Origin of the sequence: Wolbachia endosymbiont (group A) of Sympetrum striolatum, from assembly GCF_947250715.1 — a bacterium.
Classification (GTDB): domain Bacteria; phylum Pseudomonadota; class Alphaproteobacteria; order Rickettsiales; family Anaplasmataceae; genus Wolbachia.
Genome location: NZ_OX366342.1, coordinates 704,323 through 726,199 on the forward strand (window position 1 = coordinate 704,323; position 21,877 = coordinate 726,199).

15 protein-coding genes and 3 pseudogenes are annotated in these 21,877 nt (G+C 35.1%); 7 read left to right on the plus strand and 11 right to left on the minus strand.

The genetic code is table 11. The features are described from left to right. Positions 1 to 180: 180 nt before the first annotated feature. A pseudogene (locus tag OOK87_RS03485) lies at positions 181 to 528 on the plus strand (IS110 family transposase); the annotation flags it as partial. Positions 529 to 546: 18 nt separating this feature from the next. Here OOK87_RS03485 and OOK87_RS07430 read toward each other — a convergent pair. The 6 genes and pseudogenes from OOK87_RS07430 to OOK87_RS03510 all read right to left on the minus strand — a co-directional run bounded on the left by OOK87_RS07430 (position 547) and on the right by OOK87_RS03510 (position 6,216). Then, positions 547 to 931 (minus strand): annotated as a pseudogene (locus tag OOK87_RS07430) (transposase). A 217-nt stretch (positions 932 to 1,148) separates the two neighbouring features. Next, positions 1,149 to 3,656: a leucine--tRNA ligase gene (gene leuS, locus OOK87_RS03490; protein WP_264688065.1), complete on the minus strand. Its 2,508-nt coding sequence runs from the start codon at positions 3,654 to 3,656 to the stop codon at positions 1,149 to 1,151. A gap of 12 nt (positions 3,657 to 3,668) precedes the next feature. Further along, on the minus strand, positions 3,669 to 4,274 hold the full coding sequence (locus tag OOK87_RS03495) for a murein hydrolase activator EnvC family protein (protein ID WP_253310003.1): 606 nt from the start codon (positions 4,272 to 4,274) through the stop codon (positions 3,669 to 3,671). A 53-nt stretch (positions 4,275 to 4,327) separates the two neighbouring features. After that, positions 4,328 to 4,663, minus strand: coding sequence for a MerR family transcriptional regulator (locus OOK87_RS03500; protein ID WP_253307245.1), 336 nt, complete (start codon positions 4,661 to 4,663; stop codon positions 4,328 to 4,330). Continuing rightward, on the minus strand, positions 4,663 to 4,968 hold the full coding sequence (locus OOK87_RS03505; protein WP_253307244.1) for an integration host factor subunit alpha: 306 nt from the start codon (positions 4,966 to 4,968) through the stop codon (positions 4,663 to 4,665). Before OOK87_RS03505 ends, OOK87_RS03500 begins: the two co-directional genes overlap by 1 nt. Positions 4,969 to 5,028: 60 nt before the next feature. Beyond that, positions 5,029 to 6,216 (minus strand): MFS transporter, encoded by a 1,188-nt coding sequence (locus tag OOK87_RS03510; protein ID WP_264688066.1) that lies wholly within the window; start codon positions 6,214 to 6,216, stop codon positions 5,029 to 5,031. Between the two features lie 141 nt (positions 6,217 to 6,357). Between OOK87_RS03510 and OOK87_RS03515 the strand changes: the two genes are divergently transcribed. Then, positions 6,358 to 7,083, plus strand: coding sequence for an ankyrin repeat domain-containing protein (locus OOK87_RS03515; RefSeq protein WP_264688067.1), 726 nt, complete (start codon positions 6,358 to 6,360; stop codon positions 7,081 to 7,083). Positions 7,084 to 7,254: 171 nt separating this feature from the next. Further along, on the plus strand, positions 7,255 to 8,019 hold the full coding sequence (locus tag OOK87_RS03520; protein ID WP_264688068.1) for a hypothetical protein: 765 nt from the start codon (positions 7,255 to 7,257) through the stop codon (positions 8,017 to 8,019). Between the two features lie 127 nt (positions 8,020 to 8,146). Here the strand turns inward: OOK87_RS03520 and OOK87_RS03525 are convergent. Both OOK87_RS03525 and OOK87_RS03530 read right to left on the minus strand, forming a co-directional pair. Beyond that, a pseudogene (locus OOK87_RS03525) lies at positions 8,147 to 9,105 on the minus strand (IS630 family transposase). A 279-nt stretch (positions 9,106 to 9,384) separates the two neighbouring features. Next, positions 9,385 to 10,812: a sensor histidine kinase gene (locus tag OOK87_RS03530; protein ID WP_264688069.1), complete on the minus strand. Its 1,428-nt coding sequence runs from the start codon at positions 10,810 to 10,812 to the stop codon at positions 9,385 to 9,387. 65 nt (positions 10,813 to 10,877) lie between these two features. On the opposite strand from OOK87_RS03530, the gene OOK87_RS03535 reads away from it, so the two are divergent. Further along, positions 10,878 to 12,074, plus strand: a complete 1,197-nt coding sequence (locus OOK87_RS03535; RefSeq protein WP_264688070.1) for an aspartate aminotransferase family protein — start codon at positions 10,878 to 10,880, stop codon at positions 12,072 to 12,074. Here OOK87_RS03535 and OOK87_RS03540 read toward each other — a convergent pair. Next, entirely contained in the window at positions 12,055 to 15,753 is a 3,699-nt protein-coding gene (locus OOK87_RS03540) for a DEAD/DEAH box helicase family protein (RefSeq protein ID WP_264688071.1), read from the minus strand. The two genes, OOK87_RS03535 and OOK87_RS03540, sit on opposite strands and share 20 nt — an antisense overlap. Before the next feature lie 120 nt (positions 15,754 to 15,873). Here OOK87_RS03540 and rimM point away from each other — a divergent pair, with 120 nt between their 5' ends. The 3 genes from rimM to OOK87_RS03555 all read left to right on the plus strand — a co-directional run bounded on the left by rimM (position 15,874) and on the right by OOK87_RS03555 (position 17,713). Continuing rightward, on the plus strand, positions 15,874 to 16,380 hold the full coding sequence (rimM, locus tag OOK87_RS03545; RefSeq protein ID WP_253307237.1) for a ribosome maturation factor RimM: 507 nt from the start codon (positions 15,874 to 15,876) through the stop codon (positions 16,378 to 16,380). A gap of 62 nt (positions 16,381 to 16,442) precedes the next feature. Next, a complete protein-coding gene (gene efp / locus OOK87_RS03550; RefSeq protein WP_253307236.1) occupies positions 16,443 to 17,009 on the plus strand; it encodes an elongation factor P in 567 nt (188 codons plus the stop codon). An 8-nt stretch (positions 17,010 to 17,017) separates the two neighbouring features. Beyond that, the gene (locus OOK87_RS03555) at positions 17,018 to 17,713 is read left to right on the plus strand and encodes an inositol monophosphatase family protein (protein WP_264688072.1); all 696 of its coding nucleotides are present in this window, start codon (positions 17,018 to 17,020) and stop codon (positions 17,711 to 17,713) included. Positions 17,714 to 17,831: 118 nt separating this feature from the next. Here OOK87_RS03555 and hemA read toward each other — a convergent pair whose 3' ends face one another. Both hemA and OOK87_RS03565 read right to left on the minus strand, forming a co-directional pair. After that, positions 17,832 to 19,040, minus strand: a complete 1,209-nt coding sequence (gene hemA / locus OOK87_RS03560) for a 5-aminolevulinate synthase (protein ID WP_253307234.1) — start codon at positions 19,038 to 19,040, stop codon at positions 17,832 to 17,834. 68 nt (positions 19,041 to 19,108) lie between these two features. Beyond that, the gene (locus OOK87_RS03565; protein ID WP_264688073.1) at positions 19,109 to 21,763 is read right to left on the minus strand and encodes a lipase family protein; all 2,655 of its coding nucleotides are present in this window, start codon (positions 21,761 to 21,763) and stop codon (positions 19,109 to 19,111) included. Positions 21,764 to 21,877: the final 114 nt, after the last annotated feature.

The following is a 21,877-nucleotide window of genomic DNA, read 5'->3' on the forward strand; positions in this document are numbered from 1 at the left end:
TAACTTTTCAGAGTGGATAGGTGGCAGGTTGGTACTTCTTTTGAGGCACTTTCTTCTCTTACATGGAGTGTAGGAAGAAGACCTCGTGACCCAGATTCTGCCACCGGCGAGGCTCACAAAATGTGATGACCTCGTATAGGAGTTTGGAACAACCGGTACTCTGATATATTGAAATATGCAATTGGAGGAAAAAATGCGTCACATTGGAGTTATACTAATAGCTTTACTGCTTGTTATCTGCAAGAAGGGAAGCCAGAGTATATTCAAACGTTTTGCTTAAAAGACTTGGATAATTTTATCGAAAATCTTCAAGAAACAGATAAAGTGGCTATAGAAGCAACAGGCAATAGCTGTTTCTTTTATGATGCAGTTTCACCTTACGTTAAGCGTGTGGTAATAGTCGCTCCCGGACAGTTTGAAGTTGTGCGCCGCTCTATACACAAAACAGACAAGCATGATGCAAGAGCTATTGCTTTCTTTCTAAGCAAAGATATGTTGCCTGAGGCAAGGCATAAAAGCAAACAATGTTAGCAGTTATAGTATTTTCTAAAACGAATGATAAACGTCTAAAATGGTATTACCAACTAAAAGGTGTAAGTCTGTACATTGATGCATTAGAGGTCTGAGGCGACTTTTGATGATGTGCCAACAATGCTCTATCGGATTTAGATCAGGTGAATATGTTGGAAGATAAAGCAAATGACAGCCAAAAGACTCTATTAATGACTTTGTTTTGGGAGTTTTATGGAATGTAGCATTATCCATAACTATGGTTGTATTACGCTGCAATTGTGGTTCGCTCTAACCATACATTAAATACATCTTTATTACACCCTCCTGTGAAGGTCATTGGTGCAATAAACTTCTTTTTAATCCATCCACCTATTATACTCACTCTTTCCCGCTTTTTTCCTGGAACATCAGCATATATTTTTTCTCCTCTTGGAGCTCGTGCATATTCTCAGTATAGAATATATTATACCTTTATCATTCGCTTTTGAAAATACTATAAAACAGAAACAAAAGTGCTGTTTATTGCAGCTTTTGGGTAATTTAATAGTAAAAATTTTAGAGAGAAATTTTATACACTATCACTGATATTTTCCCTTAAGTTGACGCCATTGCCTGAACAGATACACTCGGATTTTTTATATAACTATATTTACTATCTTATTTGGTACAGCATATACAGTGCGAACTTTGCTTTGACCGATCTTACTGGACACAGAGTCTATCGCTATTTTCTTCAATTCTTCTTGAGGTAAGTTAATTGCTACCTTTATTGTTGTGCGTAATTTTCCATTGATTTGCACTGCTATAGTTACCGTATCGTCAACTAATAATGATTCATCAGCTTTTGGCCAAGGTTGACCTCCTATTTCTTGCCATAGGCTTTCAGCTAGATGTGGCATGAACGGTTCAATTACTCTGATTAGTATACATATACCTTCATCAATAAGAGATTTTCCAGTTTTTACATCTATTTCAGCTATTAAGTTCGTCATCTCACGAAATTTTGCCACTACACAGTTTAATCTGCAGTTTTCCAAGTCATCTGTAAGTCCGTGTAAGAGTTTATGAATTTTTTTTCTGTACTCTAGAAGTCCACCCGTAATACTTTCATTATCATAGTGTATATTTACAGGTCTCAGCTGCATGACCATACGCCACAATTTATTTACATAACGAGAACAACCTTCCACGCCATCATCGGACCATTCCATATCTTTTTCTGGAGGAGTGTCGGACAACACAAACAAGCGAGCAGTATCAGCACCATACTTTTCTATGATAAAATTTGGATCAACTGTGTTCTTTTTCGACTTGCTCATTTTTTCAACTTTGCCCACTTGAACCTTAGCTCCTTGTGCAATCAACTCTTTTGCTTCTGCGGGAAATAGCCACTTACCATTTTCGTCTTTATAAGTTGCATGGCAGACCATTCCTTGAGTGATTAAAGTAGAGAAAGGCTCTTTAATAGCAAAATAGCCACATTTGGTTAAAGCACGGCAGAAAAATCGTGAGTAAAGCAAATGCAGAATTGCATGTTCTATCCCACCTATATAATAATCAACAGGCATAAAACGATTACATGCATCTTTGTCTATTGATTTATCTTCACTACAGAATGCAGCAAAATACCAGGAAGACTCAAAAAAGGTGTCGAATGTATCAGTTTCACGCTCTGCTTGCTTTCCACATTTTGGGCAATCAACGAACTTCCAAGTTGGGTGCTTATCCAGCGGATTGCCACCACTTGTAAATTCTACATCTGCAGGTAGAACTACAGGAAGGTCTTTTTCTGGCACTTGCACAGTTCCACAATCTTTACAATATATTATAGGTATAGGGCATCCCCAATAACGTTGTCTCGAAATTCCCCAATCATGTAAACGATAGTTTGTTGTTTTCTCACCTATCCCTTTTTCTTTGAGCTTTTTAATGATTACTTCCTTTGCTCTACTTACCGTTAATCCGTTTAAGAATTCAGAATTGAACATTACCCCATCGCCAGTATACGCCTCCTTTGTCATCCCAGTGCTTCGACACTGGGATCCATTGTAAGAATTCTGGATTCCAGCGTCACGCGCTGGAATGACACCTAAGTGGGCTGAAGAAATAACGGGAATAATCGGCAAATTATATTTCTGTGCAAATTCAAAATCACGCTGATCATGTGCAGGGCAACCAAAAATCGCACCTTCCCCATATTCCATCAACACAAAATTCGCTATGTAAAGCGGCAATTCCTTATCAAGAAATGGATGCTTAACGTTTAATCCGGTGTAAACTCCTATTTTTTCATCATTCTCCCCATTTGTTTTTATGTTATCGATAAAGTCCTGTATTTCTTTATTTTTTAAATCCTGCACAATAGGGTGCTCTGCTGCCACTGCACAAAAAGAAGCCCCAAACAAAGTATGAGGATAAGTTGTAAAAACCTTCAATTTCTTATTTAAGCCAACTACTTCAAACTCTATAGTTGCTCCTTCAGATTTTCCTATCCAACGCTCCTGCATTGTTTTGACTTTTTCTGGCCAATTTTTCAAACTTTGCAGGCACTTGAGTAAGTCTTCAGCGAAATCAGTAATCTTTAAAAACCATTGGGACAACTTACGTTTTTCAACAACTGCACCTGATCGCCACCCTTTTCCATCAACCACCTGTTCATTTGCAAGCACTGTTTGGTCCACTGGATCCCAGTTAACCCATGACTCTTTTCGATAGGCAAGCCCATGCTTTAAAAAATCCAGGAAAAATTTTTGTTCGTGTTTGTAGTAATCAGGCTCACATGTGGAGAGTTCACGCTCCCAATTATAAGAAAGACCTATAGATTTCAACTGTGTACGCATATTATCTATATTCTCTTTTGTCCATGTTTCAGGGCTAATATTATTGTCCCTTGCTGCATTTTCAGCTGGTAATCCAAACGCATCCCAGCCAATTGGATGCAAAACCTCAAATCCACGAGCTCTCTTGTAACGCGCTATCACATCCCCTATTGCATAGTTACGTAAGTGCCCCATATGAATTTTACCGGATGGATATGGAAACATCTCCAATACGTAACATTTCTCTTGTTCACTATTCTTGCTTACAGAAAAATCCCATTTATCTTGATAAAATTTTTCAACACTTTTAAAATCATATTTCATATAAATCCAAATTCAATTACAGTTCACATGCATCAAAGGATCAACCGCTTGGCCATTATGCCGTATTGTGAAACACATCTGTGGATCTTTATCTTGTGTGCTTGATTTACCTGCAGATCCAATCACTTGACCTTGCTTTACTTTATCACCAATTTCAACATGTATGTTTTTTAAATAGGAGTACACAGTCATGTAATTATCTTTGTGTTCTACTATAATTAAATTTCCATACCATCTCAGCCCTTTGCCTACATATACCACTTTGCCGGGTGCAGAGGCAACTACATTCGTTCCATTTTGAGCAGCAATTTTTATGCCATCCTTACACATTTCATCAGAAGAGGTAGCTGAAATAACTGTACCTTTAACTGGCATTACAAATTTGCAATTTACCCCCACGTTTTGTGCATTATTGTTATCTTTGTATATCCTGTTTATGATGGCTTTTCTATTTTCTTTTTTTATTAAAGGCTCCCTAATTAAATGGTACTCTCTTGTATATTCCAGCTCTCTTTTTCCGTAAAATTCTTCGCCTTTAAGCAGCACAGGTGCAGGTTTTTGCAGGCCACAGCCTATTAATATTGCTAATAATATAAGAAATGAAGCTATATGCCACATTTTAGATATATCAACTCTCACAAAACTCCAAAATTTTAGCGAGACGTAGTGTTTCACGCCTGTTCGTTACTTTCCTCGTTATTTATTTTACTAGTTAAATAATCCCTCAAATCGGTAAGTTCTTGCAACAAATTCTTTGGATCAAGATTGACTTTTATATCATTACCAAATTCTTTTTGCACTCCTTTTATTGTATATCCTTTATCATATAGCATGTATTTTACTTTCTTTATGGCCTCTATACACTTAAGATCATATAGCCTTCTTCCTTTACGCTTTGTAGGCTTAATTTGATGAAATTGACCTTCCCAAAATCTTAAAACATGCTGTTCCAAATGTAGCTCTTCAGCTACTTCCCCAATCGTATAAAATAATTTTTCCTTATTCATTAATTATTGATTAATTTTTTTATAATTTTTGAAGGCCTAAAAGAAATTGAATTTCTTGCCTGAATCATCACTTTCTCTGATGTATTTGGTATATTTCCTGGTCTTTCCTTCTTTTTCTTAACCAAGAATGTTCCAAATGACGATATTTTTACTATTCCATCCTTTACCAAGCTTGTCTTTATTTCGTTCAATATATCATCTATTATCGAAGCAGAGTCTTCCTTTGATAATCCTATTTCTTGGTTTATATTTTCAGCTATCGTTGCCTTAGTTACTGTTGTGTCTTTTGTTGTAACGTGATCCATTATTGATAAATATTACAATACGTAAATATAATATAGCAATCGACTCGAGATTCAGCTACTTTATTTTTTAGGGTATGTCTCTTCTGTAGCATAATTTAAAATACTAGCAACTGCCAACATTACAAATATTGCAAAAAGCGCCATTTGATGATCTGTAAAAAGTGCTAGCATTGACACTATAATTCCGCTGACAATAAACATAAACCCATTGATAATGGATGATGATGTGCTAATGTATTTTCGTTTCACAATCTCGCTGCCGACAGTAAAATTAAGCATATGTCCTCCCGCAAAAAACCCGAACATTAACATACAAAAGTACACAACGTGGACTGTTAAGTGGCTGCACAACAAAATAATCATTGAAATACCTTGTAACAGAGCAAAAGCAGAGATTACATGCCTTCTATTTTTAAATAGATTTGAGATTCGATCTGCAATTGGAGCACCAACTGCAAGACCAAGCCATAATATTGCGGTTGCTACACCTGACTCCACTGCATCAAGTTCTGAGTTGCTCAGTAACCTTGGAGCCCACAAGGTATTCAGTGCTAAAAATGTTCCAAAAGTAATAGCACCCACCACTGAAGTTATCCAGATATCTCTTAATTTTAGCACTGTGAGTACAGAGCACATTACTGTTCTTATAGAGCTTTTTATTGTGCATTCTTCTGAACTGCTTTCTGGAAGTGTGTTTGGACAAAAAAGCGTAAGTACAAATATCAACACACCAAATAGTATTATGCATACAATCAGATTCTTCCAATCTGCACCTTCGGCAAGCAAGCTAGAGAACAACATTTGAATCACCAAAGCGGAAAGACTTGAAATTGTCTGCACTAGTGAAAACATTAATCCAAATTGGGCAACGGAAAAACATATGCTACTTGTATGAGCAGCACCAATAAAACCAAATGATGCTCCAGTTGCAATCAATACTTGAGATAAAATCAAATGGGAAAAATTATCACTATTAATAAGGACAAAAAACCCCAAGATCATAGTTGATAACGAGAAAAAATAAATTTTTTTACTGGAAAAAACATTAAACGTTGCCCCACTAAAAAATTGTAAGATAGCAAAAGTCCAAGTATATAATGAGTTAGCTAGCGCAACTTGCGCGATTGTAAGTCCAAGTTCTTTTTCAAGATTCACACTTATAAAAGTATAAACTATCTGAATATTGCTGAATATAACAACCAAGTTACTGATCAGCCAAATGAACCAAGCCTTAGCTCTGCTTTCCATAAGATTTATTTTTATAAGTAATCTATTAGAAATTTAACACTAAGTCTCTTTTTAAGCTATTGTTTCCTGAATAAGTGCTGGACTTGACTTCCTTTAGCTTTATTGTACAATTAAATAATTTTATCCTAGGGTTAGATTAATATGGCACCACGTGAGTCTCAATTCAAAGAGTTTAATAATATCATTGCAAAAATAAGTGATAACATTAATTCCGGTAGGGTTGGTCATGCTGAAATTTATGAGGAAATAAAAAATCAGTTAAGAGAAAATCTTAGTACTATATATGAAGAGTGGGGAAGTAGTCAATTTGATCCAAGTTTTAAGTTCAAGTTATCTGGTGGTTTGTATGGCACTACGGAGACGACGCTATTACATAGCGCAATTAATTGCAGAGAAAAAGAAACTGCATGTATGCCATTGGTTCAACGTCTATTAGAGAAAGGGGCTGATCTTAATGTAAGAGATAGCTACAATAGTACTCCACTAAGTGAAGCTGTTTACACCGAAGGAGACAATAATAAAGAAGTAGTAAAGTTATTGTTAGACGCTGGAGCAGATCCAAATGCAATAGACGATGGTGCTACAGATTCAAGAACCCTGTTATCTATAGCGTGCCGTTATTCTGATGAGAGTCTTAATGTAGAGGCAGCAAAACTTCTATTAGAAAATGGAGCAAACATTAATGAAGTGGTAGATAATAAAGAAAATACTGTTTTACATCAGCTTATTCGTCAATCATTTGACATAAGAGAACAAGCTTTCAAAAAACAACTTACTGACTTAATAGGACTTTTTATAAAATATGGGGCTAATATTTATGCTAGTAACAATTTTAGTAAGACTCCTGAAGGTCTTATTGACGTGTAGTTTCATGGTCATCACATAAATGATAAGAAATTTGTCACCTCTATACAAAAGTTTTTAGAGAAGCAAAAGGACTCAATAGAGTACCACAGAAAGTTATTTGAGGTAGTAGAACAGAATAAAGATCTTAGATCACTTGCTGATATTATAGCAGGAAATGGTCTAATTGGTGTAATGGGCATTCAAGTTTGCAGCAAAGTGATACCTCAAATACTTGGAATACCAGATATAAAGCTTGTCATTAAAGGTACTATTGCTGAAGGTGAGGTTGAGCAAGAGTTCTCTCAGGGAACAGGATGGCCTGTTATTGAGATTGAAGATGGTTCTCTTAGATATTATGACTTATTCGATAAGATTATTTCTTGTTTTGAAGATAATCCTGTAGTCAAAGACCTATCATCTCAAAAATCGCAAATCTTGTCATACAGAATATTTCGCTATATCAGGGAAAACACAGAGGCTATAAAACAAGAGCTTTGGGGTGAATCCAGAGTTAGTAGTGCACCGACTGAAGTAAAGAAAAAGGAAGACAGCATAACAGAAGAGTATGTTGCACAAAAGCCTAATAAAGATGATCAGGATACTGTAAAACAGCATGGTAAGGAAAAATCAAAAGGTAATGCTGCTAAAGAAAACAGGAATGAGATAAGTGATACTAGTTACACAGATAAAAAACCTATGGTAACTGGACGTTCTACTTTTAATTCTGGTGTTTATTCTCAAAAAGAGCCACCAATATTTTCTAGAAAACAAAAAATTGCAATTGCTGTTGTTATTGTTGCTGCACTAGCAACAGCTTTGGTCTGTTATTCAGTTCAACTACCCATTTTGGCAATAGTTGTGTCTGCATTAATAGCCGGGGTTGGTGCTTACATGGTGTCAAGTAAGCTCTACGATGTTTCTATCTGTAACGGTACTAACCAACAGCCTGGTTTTTAGTTGCTTTATGTAAAGTATCAATAACTTGAGATATAGCTGATTCACTTATAAAACTCCGTGGCTTAGGGTTTTGTTCTTTTAACCTATCAAGATTTCTCCCCAATTGTTCTAATACCAATTCTCATTATTAGTGAATCAAATAAGAGGCATTGCAGAGTTGTTTAATTGTGGAGTGAGAAAGAGAGGCAATAAATTTGCACAAAGCGCTCTCAAGCAGAGCAATTGTATCATAGATTTTATTGCGCAAAATGTTCTGTTTTATGTATAACCAAAACCTCTCAACAGTCAGGTGAATATGGAGGTAGGTATATAATGTCAATATTTTTAGGCACCTTTAAATTTTTTGACTTATGCCAACTAGCACAATCCATGATAAGAAATGCTTCCCTTGTTCCTAAATATTGTGACATCTGCTCAAGGAATATATTCATACAATCAGTATTGACGTTTGAGCCAGAACTCTCTCCATTTATGGTGCACTATAGAGATAAAAATTTTCCTACCTAGTTTTACCTTAACCTGTGTCCTAATGCCTTTTTTAAACCACCCGTGTCCAATCTTTGAATGTGTGCCAAACCGCGGTTCATCGAAGAAAAACAGCTCTTTTTCAGGATACATGACAATAGTTTCATTAAGATTTTTTTTTTAAACTCCTCTTGTTTACTTTTATCTTGTCCGTTATGCACTGGTCTTGGTGTGATATATGAGAATTTCATTCTTTGCATATTACGGTGTACTGTAGACTTGCTAAACCAAACCTTTCCTGAATTCTTATTTTCATTTCTTTTATAGTAATATTGGGGTTTTCCTCTATCCACACCTCAACTTGTTCACGTTGACTTTGGTTCAATATAGTTTTTCTACGGCGTTGAGGTGGAGCAAATAATTTTTCTTCTCTGCCAAATTTTAGGTCATGCAGTAAGTGCCTTTCTTGAAATGCAACATATTTTTGCTACGGCTGTTATACTATGCTTTTTTGCTGCAATTACAGCATTTAGTTTTTTTGCAACATATGCATTATTTCTTACTTTCTTCAGCATTTCTTTTGCTCACTTTTTCATCCAATAATTTTGATCTTAATGCCATTTAAACCTCGCTATTTTACTTACTCCAGTATGGCTTTTTTCCATTATTGTCTATCCGTTACTTGTATAGCGGGAATTGGTATAACTAATTTACTTATCAACATATCCACTAACTATAATCTGTATACCGCTACACAGTTAGAAGTATTTTTTGATTTTACAATACAGCTTGAGATTCAATTTTTATAATTTTCTTGTTGACTAGCCAGACGGTACCTACCTTCTCGGCTTGCTGCTTTTGATAAAGTGTGGTTTTCAAGACAATATCAAATAGATCCTATTAAAAATCAATCGAATCTTCACATGTTTGTTCTTCATAAAAGAAGTTCAATGTTATCGTAGTACCAAGTTTTGCTTCACTTTTAATGTCGAAAGTTCCACCCATTAACTCTACTAATTTCTTGCTTAGCGGTAATCCGATGCCCGTACCTTCATTTCTATATCCCGAATCTGCTTGGCCAAAAACAGACATAACTTTATATATATCCTGCTGCATTATTCCTATTCCATTGTCATGAAACTCAATAGTTAATAAGTTTTTTTCTATATTTTCTTTTATCACCATTCTTATTAAACCATCTTTGGGAGTAAACTTGATTGAGTTTGATAATAAATTTATTATAACTTGTTTCATTCTCTTAGGATCTGCAATGACTAATAATTGTTTATTAGTCGTCTCTTTTTTTAAATTAATCCCGGCTTCTTTTAATTTAGGTAATAGCATATTTACGCATGAATCTATTATTTTGTTCAGGTTAAACTTCACTTTTTCTACTGTTAAACTACTTGATTCAGCTTTTGAAAAATCTAACACATCATTAATTAAGGTAAGTAAGTGTGTTCCTGCATTATATATATCGTCTGCATACTCCTTGTATTGAGAGTTATCCATTGAACCTAAAGTTTCATTTTTGATCAACTCCGCAAATCCAATAATAGCATTAAGAGGTGTGCGTAATTCATGTGTAACGCTTGCAAAAAATTTTAGCTTATTTGCATTTTCTTGCTCTAATGCCTCTTTTATCTGCTGTAATTCAATGTTAGTTTTATGTTGCTTGGCTAGCATTTGGGTATTAGAAAATTGCAAATAGAACATTATTAATATTAAAATTATTAACAATAAGCCCAAAAATGTTAAAAATAGGCCATATGCTATAACATAAGAATTATTGTAGTTTCGAAGAATCTTCAAAAAAAACGAAGGTTTAACGCTATTTTCATGGAATATAGGAAAAATAGAAGTTAATGTATTTCCTGTAGTATAAAATATTTCTTGGTTACTTAATAGTTCATCAATTTCATCGTTTGTAAGTAACTGTTCATAATCATAATCTTGAGTGTTAAAATTACTGAATATTATTCTGCTGTTTTGATCATACAGTATTAAGCTGAAATCCTTTACTTTGCTCACTGATTGTAATAATTCAGCACGCAGTTTTACCAGTTGGTTTATGTAGTCAAAATTTTTGTATTTAATGTGATGCTTTTCTATTAGTAAATAATGGTATTTTTTTATTATGCCATTTTCCAGTATACTTTTTAAGTTTACACTTGAATCACGGTAAGAAGAAAGGAAATTACTCCTTAGTAAATAATTACAATATATCACACTGAATAAAATCATAAAGATCGATGAGAGTAATGCAATAACTTTTGTGTATTTGTTTTTCTCCAGCGCAGAAAACATTGATTTACCTAGCTTATACATATTCTTCTTATTGTGAAACAACGGTTTTTATGTTATTAATAATAAAATTTAGCATATAATATTTTATGACAATTTCTCCTATTTTGCCAGTTTATTCTCCTGTTAACATAAATTTTTCTTATGGTAAAGGTATTTACTTGTATGATATTGACGGTAAGCGCTACGTAGATTTTCACTCTGGAATAGCCGTTAGTAGCTTAGGTCACACCAATTCGCGATTAATTAGTGCTCTAAAATTGCAAGGAGAAGAATTATGGCATATATCAAATACCTATAATATACCTGCTGCCAATAATTTTGCAGAAAAATTAATAAACAACAGTTTCGCTGACACTGTATTTTTCTCAAATTCTGGATCAGAGGCAGTAGAATGTGGGCTTAAGATTGCTAGGGTCTATCAAAACGGAAAAGGCAATAAAAACCGTCACAGAATTTTAACATTCCATGGTGCATTTCATGGAAGAACCTTCCTAACTTGTGCTGCAAACGATAAACAGAAATTTTCTGAATTACTGAGTCCCTGTATTGATTGGTGTGATAATATCGAGCCCAATATTGAGAGTGTAAAGAAAGCAATTTCAAGTGGTATAGGCGTTATATTAATAGAACCAATACAAGGGCAAGGTGGTATCAAAGTAATGAATGAAGTCTTTATGAAAGAACTAAGAAAGCTGTGTGATGAAAATGACATATTGTTATTTTTTGATTGCGTACAATGCGGTGCTGGTAGGACAGGAAAATTATTCGCATACGAACATATAGGAGTGGAACCTGATATATGTGCTCTTGCAAAGGGAATAGGAGGAGGCTTTCCGCTAGGGGCTTGTCTTGCAACTGAAAAGGCTGCTAAGTATATGGCGGTCGGTATGCACGGTTCCACTTTTGGTGGCAATCCGCTTGCAACCTCAGTAGGTAATGCTGTGCTCGAAGAATTGCTCAGTCCTGGCTTTTTGAAAAATGTTGAAATTAGAGGTAAGTATTTAAAAAATAAATTAGAAGACTTAGCAAGTAAATTTCCAATAATAGAAGAAGTGAGAGGGAAAGGGTTAATGCTTGGAATAAAGGTGAAAGCAAACAATAAAAAGTTTGCAGAAGAGCTAAGTTATCGCGGCTTGCTTACTGTTGGGGTAACATCAGATAACGTTGTGAGAATTTTACCTCCACTAATTATCACCGAGAAAGAAATTGATGAAGGCATCGAGATTTTGACTCAATATTTATCTGAGAAATCTTCTAGTGAAATCAAGCAAATACACACGTAAGATCTGGCTGTTTACCAACTGTTGTTTGTACCGAAATTATAGTAGTAGCTACTTCATTCATGCATTTTACCTTATCTTGCTCTTTTATCAATGTAAGTCCATTTATATCACTTAGTGAGTCAAACTTTGTTGCATCCTCAAATATAAATGATTGTAAGATGCTTTTTGGAACCTGGAAGAAAACGCTATTACCAAATGATAATGTCGTTTCTGATAAATCCTGTACTAAATCGTTTCTAAAAACGCATTTCGATAATCCCTCTAACAGGATTGGTATTCCAAAAAGAAAAAATGTCCCTTTCACTAAATAGGTCGTTATTCCACATAATAATGCACCACACAAAAATGCTAGCGGTCCAAATGCTATGAAACCGCAAAGTGATGGCAATAGCATAGTATGGCCTAATGATATTTCATATATAAGCTTCGCTGAAACTATAAGTCCGATAAATAGCATAGCTGTACCCAAGACCATCCTTTGTCTAGAATGTTCTTTCCAGTTCTTGCGATACAATTCAGAAAAGTTATTGTTAACTTTTACTTTAAAAATATTATGGTTAGTTTTTAATTTAAGTTCTAAACCAAAATTTTCTTCCAACTCTGGAAAAAAACCTCTCAAAAGATTGTCCCGCTTTGAAATTACTCCATGACGCCATTTATGGCAATCTATAACTTCATCAATTACCATACTAATTTGATTATTGATCTTGTATAAATTGCTCATTTTATATGAACATCCACAATAATGCTTTTTTCTAAAGTCTGCGCAGCTTAAATTCTTTAAATCGTACAAAAAGTCTTTAATTTCTTGTGCTGTTTTATTAGCATCATCTCTGCAACCTACGGCTTTCAAAACTGTTGCTAAATGCTCATTTTCAATGCGAGAAATCGTTTTATCTAATGCATATATATATTGTTTGGATTGAAAATATGAGATGATTTTTTCTTTACACCTATCTCCATTGCCTTCGTACAAACTATTTTGTGTAAAACTATCATCATTTTCTCCGGCAATTTTTAATACATGACTTAACATATTTTGAGCCTTCACACTACTTTCAAAGTAGCAGTTTCTGATTATATGTACATATGCCTTTGCATCAGCATTTTCAGACTTACCTACATTATACGCTTTAGCTAAAAAGACTAAATAGTCAAATCCTGCCCATAGATAATACATGGACTTTACAATAGCACTTCCCACAGAAAATAGAACTGAGCGTGTGCAAGATAATTTACCGTTGTTTTTAATTCTGTCTTCATATGAACAAAGATATTTTTCTGTGCTTTTTAAAATCTTACGTAAATCTTCTTCTGTCTTTCCTACGTCAAAATCATTTATATCATGTACTTTTTCATACACCTCTTTTATCAAATCCTTTGAAAATTTTTTCAGAGCTGCGTCATCGATATTTCCTAGTGCATCCATGTTTTCGCTAATATAGATCTCTATTTTTTCTCCAAGCTCTATTCCCATTCTATTTTTTATTAGTTTATTGTACCTATCAGTGGCTGGAAATAAAACCTTTTGACAAAAATCCTGCGGTGCGCTTTTTAATTTTGCTAAAACTTTATCTACAAATAACTCAATTTTTTCACCTCCAGCAGCAAAAAACCAAGGTTGCCTGTTAGGATTGCGTTCTCTATTTCTTCCCAAATTCTGCAAAGCTTCTGCTGGATTGTTGAACTGACTAGTTGAATCTGTAAATATTGATGCAACGTGATTATACTCACTATCGAAACCACGACTTTTTGATTCGTCTATAATTGTTGTCAACGCATATTTAGCTAATGTATTTAAATCGCCTTGGTCATAATTACAATAGTCAGCTTCGTATTGACTTTTGCTATCATGCATGATTTTAAAGAAAGGTTTATCTTGTCTAATATCAAGATCATTTTTTCCAAATCCTGCAAAAATACATTTATTTTTTTCGCAGAAGTCGTTTAGGTTATGTAGTACATCCCCCTGTTGTTCTATGAAACTATGTAACTCCTTGCTTAAGTGCCAGTTATCAACTATTAGACTGCGTTGTTTATCATTGCTTTTACTCAATGCTTTAATTACTGTCTTTATCTGTGGTAAAAGCTCATCCTTAGCGAATTTCTCACTAAAACCTTTTTTCTTTAGAAAATCTGTAATGCTGCTATCATTAGCAGTACTAACCTTATTTTTAACCTCTTCTATTAATCCACCTAAATCTTTTCTTCTTTGTTTATCCAAAGCGGTGTTATCGCATTCCACTAAATACGAAAGTGTAAGATCAATCATTGAGTGCATTACTCTGTATTCTAGATACTTAGCAGTATTGCTAAAATCTACCTTGTCTTTCAATTTAGATATCTGTTCTTCCGTTAGACCAGGGTGTTGCTTTTTAACGCAGTTTATAAAGTTTGATTGACGTAATTTGAGTCTGTAATCTTGGTACGACATCCCTTCAGGCTGAAATTTATTATAAACTTCATAACGCGTACCATCTTCATATACCAAATTATTCTTACCTTGCAATGCAAAGCTAAGGTTAATTATGCTATTCACATCATCAACTAGAATAAGAGCATTTTCCCCAATTGGGCTTTGTACGTTCCACCTTACAGATTCCAGCAGATTATCAGAGTCAACAAGTTTATTGTAATTAAAAACTTCTTCACATTCTTCAACATATTCATGAGCTGGACTAGACTTTTCCCTAGTAAATAAGCTGCGCACGTTAGCAGCAAACCTAAGGAGCAGTTCTTTTGATTCTACTCCAGTTATTTTGGTCAACACCCACCAAATTGGCAACATTACTATAGAAAGTATAACGAAAGAAATTGTAAAGTATAGATTATTAATTAAAGCGGAATACAGCCAATAATCTGAAGTTAGACCAATTATTGCAGCAACATTACTATTTATAATAGGGAATAATGTAATTAAAGGTATTATGGTAGCAGCAACATTCACCACGAATGCTCGATTGAATTTTTCTCTTTCATTAGTTTTTGCAATAACATTTACTGTTTTGATAGTGTCTGCAATGCAGCGTCTACTTGATCTTGTAGGACTGATAATTTTTCCACATCTGTTTAAGATCCTTTTCTTTGGTGTTGCGGTTAGGTAAGTCGTAGGATATTCCGCATCAAGTTTGCACATATTTTCAAAGGCCTGCTGCTTGTTAATGCTATCTGCTTCATCAACACTAACCCACAATTTAGGCTTTTCACCGTTTTGCTCTTCAAATTTTCGATCATTCTCTTGCTGTAAAAGCAGATCATGTGTTACTATAATTGTTGTAGGTTCAGTGACTTTCAGCGCATCTTTAATTTCTTGCACAGTTTTAGGTGTTTTAACATCTACAGTAAATGCACCATCTATCATTTTCTTAGCTTGTTCAACTAAATTACCATTTGGCACTGCAACTAAATGGTGATATCCTGCTTGAGCTAGCGCATGACTCCACAATCCAATATCATAAGTCTTGCCAAACCCAGTTTCTGCATCAATCATAGTATTACAGTTAGTGATGGAAGAACTTTCTAGATGCTTTAGCATCTCTTCAACAACAGGTTTACGACGTTCTACTATTATAGATTCTTTGTCACTGAAGAGCTTTATAGATTCACCTTGTAGCTTACTATTAACTTCCTTTAAATGAGGGATAAGCTCTTTTATTTGATTAGTAATACGTTGACTCATATCTTCCCACTATCAATACAATGTATTCCATAATACATTGTATTGATAGAATTACAACAAACATTTTTAGGTATTTTATGCCTTATAGACAAAAAATCCAACATTAGTTATCATCTTAATATGAACGACAATCTGGTATGCCTCGGAATGATTACTTCTCCTCACGGAATTAAAGGAGCTGTTAAATTAAAAACTTTTACCGAAAAACCTGAAAATATCTCCTTATATGGTGAGCTAATAAGTGGTGATGAGAATTATAAAATAGACTTAGTATCCGTCATAGGTGATAATCTAGTAATAGCTACAATCAGCGGAGTAAATTCCCGTAATGAAGCAGAGCTTTTAAGGAATAAGAAGCTGTATATAGAAAGAAGCAAGCTACCGAAGCTAAATGATGAGAATGAATTTTATCAAAGTGACCTTGTAGATATGGAAGTAAGGCTGGAAAGTAATGAATTATATGGCAATGTAAAATCTATATATAATTTCGGCTCAGGGGATATATTAGAAATTTTAGTTATCAGCACAAAAAAACGCATTATGCTGTCTTTTACCAAAGAAATGTTTCCGCACATAAACATGAAGGAGAGGTATATGGTGCTCAATATGCCAGAATTTATTGACTAATAAAGACTTTGATATTTATATAAAGCTATTTATAATTGTAAGATCGAACTGAAAATGTAATTATGGCAGAAAGAGCTAACGATATCAGACCAGGTCAGGTGTTGGAACATAACGGCGGATTATTTTTGGTTGTAGGTATTATGCATACTCAACCTGGTAAAGGTGGTGCATACATACAAGCTGAAATGAAAAACATTAAAACCGGAGCAAAACACTATGAAAGATTTCGCTCTGATGCAACAATCAGAAGAGCAATTTTAGATGAAGAGGAGTATGTTTACCTTTTCACTGAAGGAAACATTGTAAATCTTATGCATCCAAGTAATTACGAGCAAATCACTATAAATTTGGACTTATTGGGAGAAAAAAAGATTTATTTGCAAGATAATATGAAAATTAAAGTAGTAACTTATCAAGACAAAATAATTTCTGCGCATGTACCTGATTATGTTACACTTGCTGTGAAAGAAACAGAGTCTGTTATTAAAGGACAAACTGCTACTGCTTCTTATAAGCCTGCAATTTTAGAAAACGGAATGCGCGTTAACGTGCCTCAGTTTATAAAAGAAGAGGATAAAATTGTAGTATATACTCCAGATGACAGCTATTATGAAAGAGTGAAAGAGTAAAAGGAAGAATGTCCATCTCATCACCACGAATTAATGTGATGCTTGATTCTGTGCGTAGTGCTTCCAGGCAGCTTATGCGCGATTTTAATGAATTGCAAATTTCTAATGTTAAATCAGCAGACTTCATTAATAAAACTTATTCAAAATCCAAGCAAACCATATACGATTGCTTGCACGACTACAAACGAGACTATGGGTTTATTTCCGAAGATGATACTGACCAAGAAATAAAAGATAACGGTTACACTTGGTTTATTATGCCTATAGAGGGCAGGGAGAACTTTTCTAGTTGCATGGTTTATTTTGCAGTATCAGTCTGTCTCATTCATAAAAATAAAGTTGTGGCAGCTGTAATTGATGCTCCGGCTCTTAGAGAAACTTTTTGGGCAGAAGAAAAGAAAGGTGCTTTTCTTGAGGATTTTAGATCTCGTCATATAAAAATGCGGGTGAAAAGCCGTGAAGGGGGTCTAATAGATGTAAGTGGTAATTTATTAAATAAATTGCTGCCTGGCAATAGTAATGTACGCTCCATCGGTTCAACAATTTTAGGCTTTGCGTACCTTGCAGCAGGAAGGCAAAGTGGAATAATTTACTCTGGAATTAACAAATATAAAGCCTTGCTCGGTAGACTTTTTCTGCAAGAAAGCGGTGGAAGGCTAACGGAAGACAACGGGCTAATCATTGCTGGAGATATAAAACTATAGCTAAAGTAATTTATGTTTACCTACAATTTGATAAGCGTAAAACTCGTCATTCCGCTACTTGTTAGCGGAATCCATGCTGAGATACCGCGAATAAATCGCGGTATGACGTAGGGCTGTACTAGCTATAGCATAAACAGGCTACAGAGATAGACAACTTCTCAAAAACTTTTACAAGAGATTCTGTTAAATGTTCTATCATTTCATCAGTATGATAAGGTGTAGGGGTAATACGGAAACGCTCAGTTCCTCTTGGCACTGTTGGATAATTTATATGTTGAACGTATATTCCATGCTCATCAAATAATAATTTTGATGCTCCTTTGGATAACTCTGGGTCGCCAATTATTATTGGAATTATATGAGTTTCTGTTGGAATGAAGTTAATTCCTGTATTTCTCAGTGAGTTTTTTACTTTTTCAACGACTTGCTTTTGCTTTTCCCTTTCAATGTTGCTCGATTTTAGGTGTTCAACGCTTGCCTTTGCTGCCGCTGCTAAAACAGGCGACATAGCAGTGGTGAAAATAAATCCTGGAGCGGAACTTCTTATTACATCTACCAAGCTCTTTGAAGACGCTATATACCCACCCATCACTCCAAAAGCCTTCGATAGTGTACCTTGAATGACGGTTATTCTATCCATCAGGCCTTCTCTTTCTGCAATTCCGCCACCATGTGAACCATACATGCCAACTGCGTGCACCTCGTCCAAATAGGTAATTGCATTATGTTGATCTGCAAGATCGCATATCGCTTCAAGCGGCGCTATATCGCCATCCATTGAATATACGGATTCAAGTGCTATTATCTTTGGTGTTTTTGTGTCTACGGACTTTAACAACTGCTCTAAGTGATCAACATCATTGTGTTTAAATATATGTTTTGGTCTTTTTCCTGATTTTATGCCTTCTATCATTGAAGAATGGTTCTTCTCGTCTGAAAAAATTACTACATTTGGGATAATAGACGATAAAGTGCTAAGTGTTGTCTGGTTAGCAAGGTAGCCACAAGCAAAAGTTAAAGCAGCCTCTTTTTTATGCAAACAAGCTAAGGATTTTTCCAGTTCTACAACCTCTTTTGTTGTACCAGATATATTTCTTGTTCCCCCCGCACCAATTGATGAATTTTGAATAGCGGCAATAACTTTCTCATTTTGTGACATTCCTAAATAGTTATTACTGCACCAGACTATTACTTCCCTATTTCTTTCATAGTCCATAATGTGGGGGAGCCTACCTGGCAATGACGCAAAGTGCATAAATTCACGGTAGCGCCCCTCATCTTTTATATCTTTGATTTTGTTTAAGAATATTTCTTCGTAGTTTACCAAGTTTTCATTCGCTAATAATTAATATAATTATAATAAATTATTAAATGGTAAACTACAATATTTATTCTTCAACTTACTGTTTCAACAAACTTTCTGTTAGCTACAGGTTCAACATTACCACCCTCAAGTGAACTTGAAGGTCTGTTACAGCAATATATGATTACAGCAGCAACTAAACAACAAGCTCCAACTGCTATTCCCACTGCTAACATCTCTAGGCAAACTACAATAGCCGCTCCCGAAGCAACTCCAGCTAGTGCTAGTGCAGAAGCAGCTATAACAGGCAGCTTACTACTTTTTGTACTTTGTGGGTGCGTTTCAACATCGTTATCTTCAACAACTACGTTATTAGAATTACTGATGACAATAATCTGCGGACCTTGTGAATCACCTTTACCTGTAGGTTGATCACTACCCTCTTTACTATCTGTTGTAGTTACCACAGGCTCTTCATTGTCAGTAATATCTTCAGTTGTAGACACATCGCCAGCATTTGAAGAGGTGCTGCTATGCTCATCACTGCTTGAGAGACTAGCATTATCATCCAAGGTGTTTGTATCGTTAACTAAAGTTTCTGGTTGTGGATTATCTTCACTTTCACGCTGGTGATTATCCTCCTCATCACTTGAGGAATCTGGCGTATCACTTGTTTGTAGTGTTATGTATTCAGTAGACTGATTAGCAAGAGTACCTGTAGTATCACTAACATCTTTACTTGAAGAATCTAGCTCATCACTTACTGATGGTGCATGATCATTTTGAATTACAAGCCATTCACTAAGAAGTTTCACAATCTCTCTGAGTTTGCCTCCTTGTTTACTTTTCTCCTCGCCCTCTAAACTAGCAACTTTTGTCTTGGCTTTGCTTAATGCTTCCCGTAAAGCAAATTCAGCAGATGCAGTTATATAAATTTTTTTCTGTCCCACTATAAGTTTTACTGTCTCAAGATCAACACTCTCAAGAACATTACAAAGAATTTCTTCTATGGCCTTTCCTTGGTTAGTTTGAATCCTAGAAAACGGAAACAATTCCTTAATTTCTTTAAGTTTGCTTTCTTGTTGATTCTTTTCCTCGCCCTGCAAACCATTAATTTCTGCCTCGGCCTCATTTATCGTTTCTCGAAGAGTAAAAAGTTCTCTCAAACTGGTCGACCTTTCATTACTTTGTGTCTTTTTTTTAGGACGGAAAAAATTAGAAAGTCTTTTCTGAACCGACCCCTTTTTACTTTGTCTCTCCTCTTTAGAGTTGGTCGACTTGTCAGCATCAGGAGTTTCTATTCCCGAATTGGTCAAAATATTAACATCGGAAAGTCCTCCTCCCAAACTGACTGACTTCTTTTTACTTTGTTTTAAATGGACCTGATTGACACCCATAGTAGGTACTCCTAGACGGGTGTGCTTACTAGGTTTAGGATTGTTCAAATACTTGTTAAAATATTCTACACGTTCAACCACAGTCTTTTCACCTTCTTCAAGATTATTCGGACTGCCAATATCAAAAATTTCCCCCGAATTGGCCCATTTTTCAAACGATTCTACCAAACTAGTCTCATCCCTTTTGTTTTGTTCCCTCAAATTGATCGTCGATCCTCCTTTAGAATTAGTCAAATTGTCAATATTAGGAAGTCCTCCTCCCAAACTGACTGACTTTTCACTTTGTTCTTTAAATTTGGTCATTACACCCTCCTTATTATAATTGCCTCTGGGCTTCTTTATTGAAGCCCTTATGTCACCCATAATACCATTTCTTCTATCTTTGTCAAGAAATTTATCATTTCTATTGCTGAGCTCAGAATATATATTAATTATTTCAGAGAATGAAGCATTCTTATGTTGATCTTTCACTCGTTCAAAATATTGTTTATCGCTACTTGAATGGGTGCTTGGAATAAGACAACTGGGTACAGTTAGTACATCATACACTTCCCTAGCAGTCCGGGAAAGGATGTAGCATGTTGCAGATGTATTATTATCCGACTTAAAATTTTTTGGCTTTATTTTTAAAATAAGATCATGATAAACTTCCAATTTGTGGTCATGTAGCGCCGGCACGGAATGTCTTCCTATTTTTAATTGTTTGCCTACATGTTTATAGCCCATAAAATTAGGTGGTAATGAAGGTATGGAATCTGATCGATCAACTACTCTAATAGTCTTTCTTCCGAAGAGCTCATTACAGACTTTAGCAGCATTACGGTTAAAAACCCTTGGTGCACCAAAAGTTGCAATATGCAAATCTTTTGCATCCTCTGTTACACTTAAACATAGAGCAGCTATGTTAGCGACAGCACCTCCCATGCTGTGACCTGTAAGATTAATTTTTAAATCTCTGATTTCTAATCCTTGATCGTTAGCATATCCTTTTAATATCCCGTAAAGGCTCTCCCAGGAATTTTCAAATACGGAGTAGAAGCCTAGGTGAATTTTACCACCTTTGGGCAGAAGTTCATATTGACGAATTAAAGGTATTTCAACATCTCTCTTGAAGTCATAAGAATTACAAGTACCGCGGTATGCTATAGTTACTTCCTTACCCCTTATGAAAACATAACCAGTATGTCGAACTTCTTGGTCAGAAATAATGCCATGAAATTGAACAACTTTGTAACCCTCTTTCTCAAGTTGAGCAGGAGTTTTATATCCTCCTTTCTTTAGCTTAACAAACTCATTGTTTTTACAACCACAATCACTAACATAATAGCCTACCATAGCGAAGTTGATCATCTCTAATAACTTCTTTTGGTTAAATCCTGCAATTTTAGTTAGATTCCTAGAATTATTCCTGCTTTTACCTTTTCCTGTAACACCTTCTGTTTGTGGAATAGGTTTTCTAAGTAG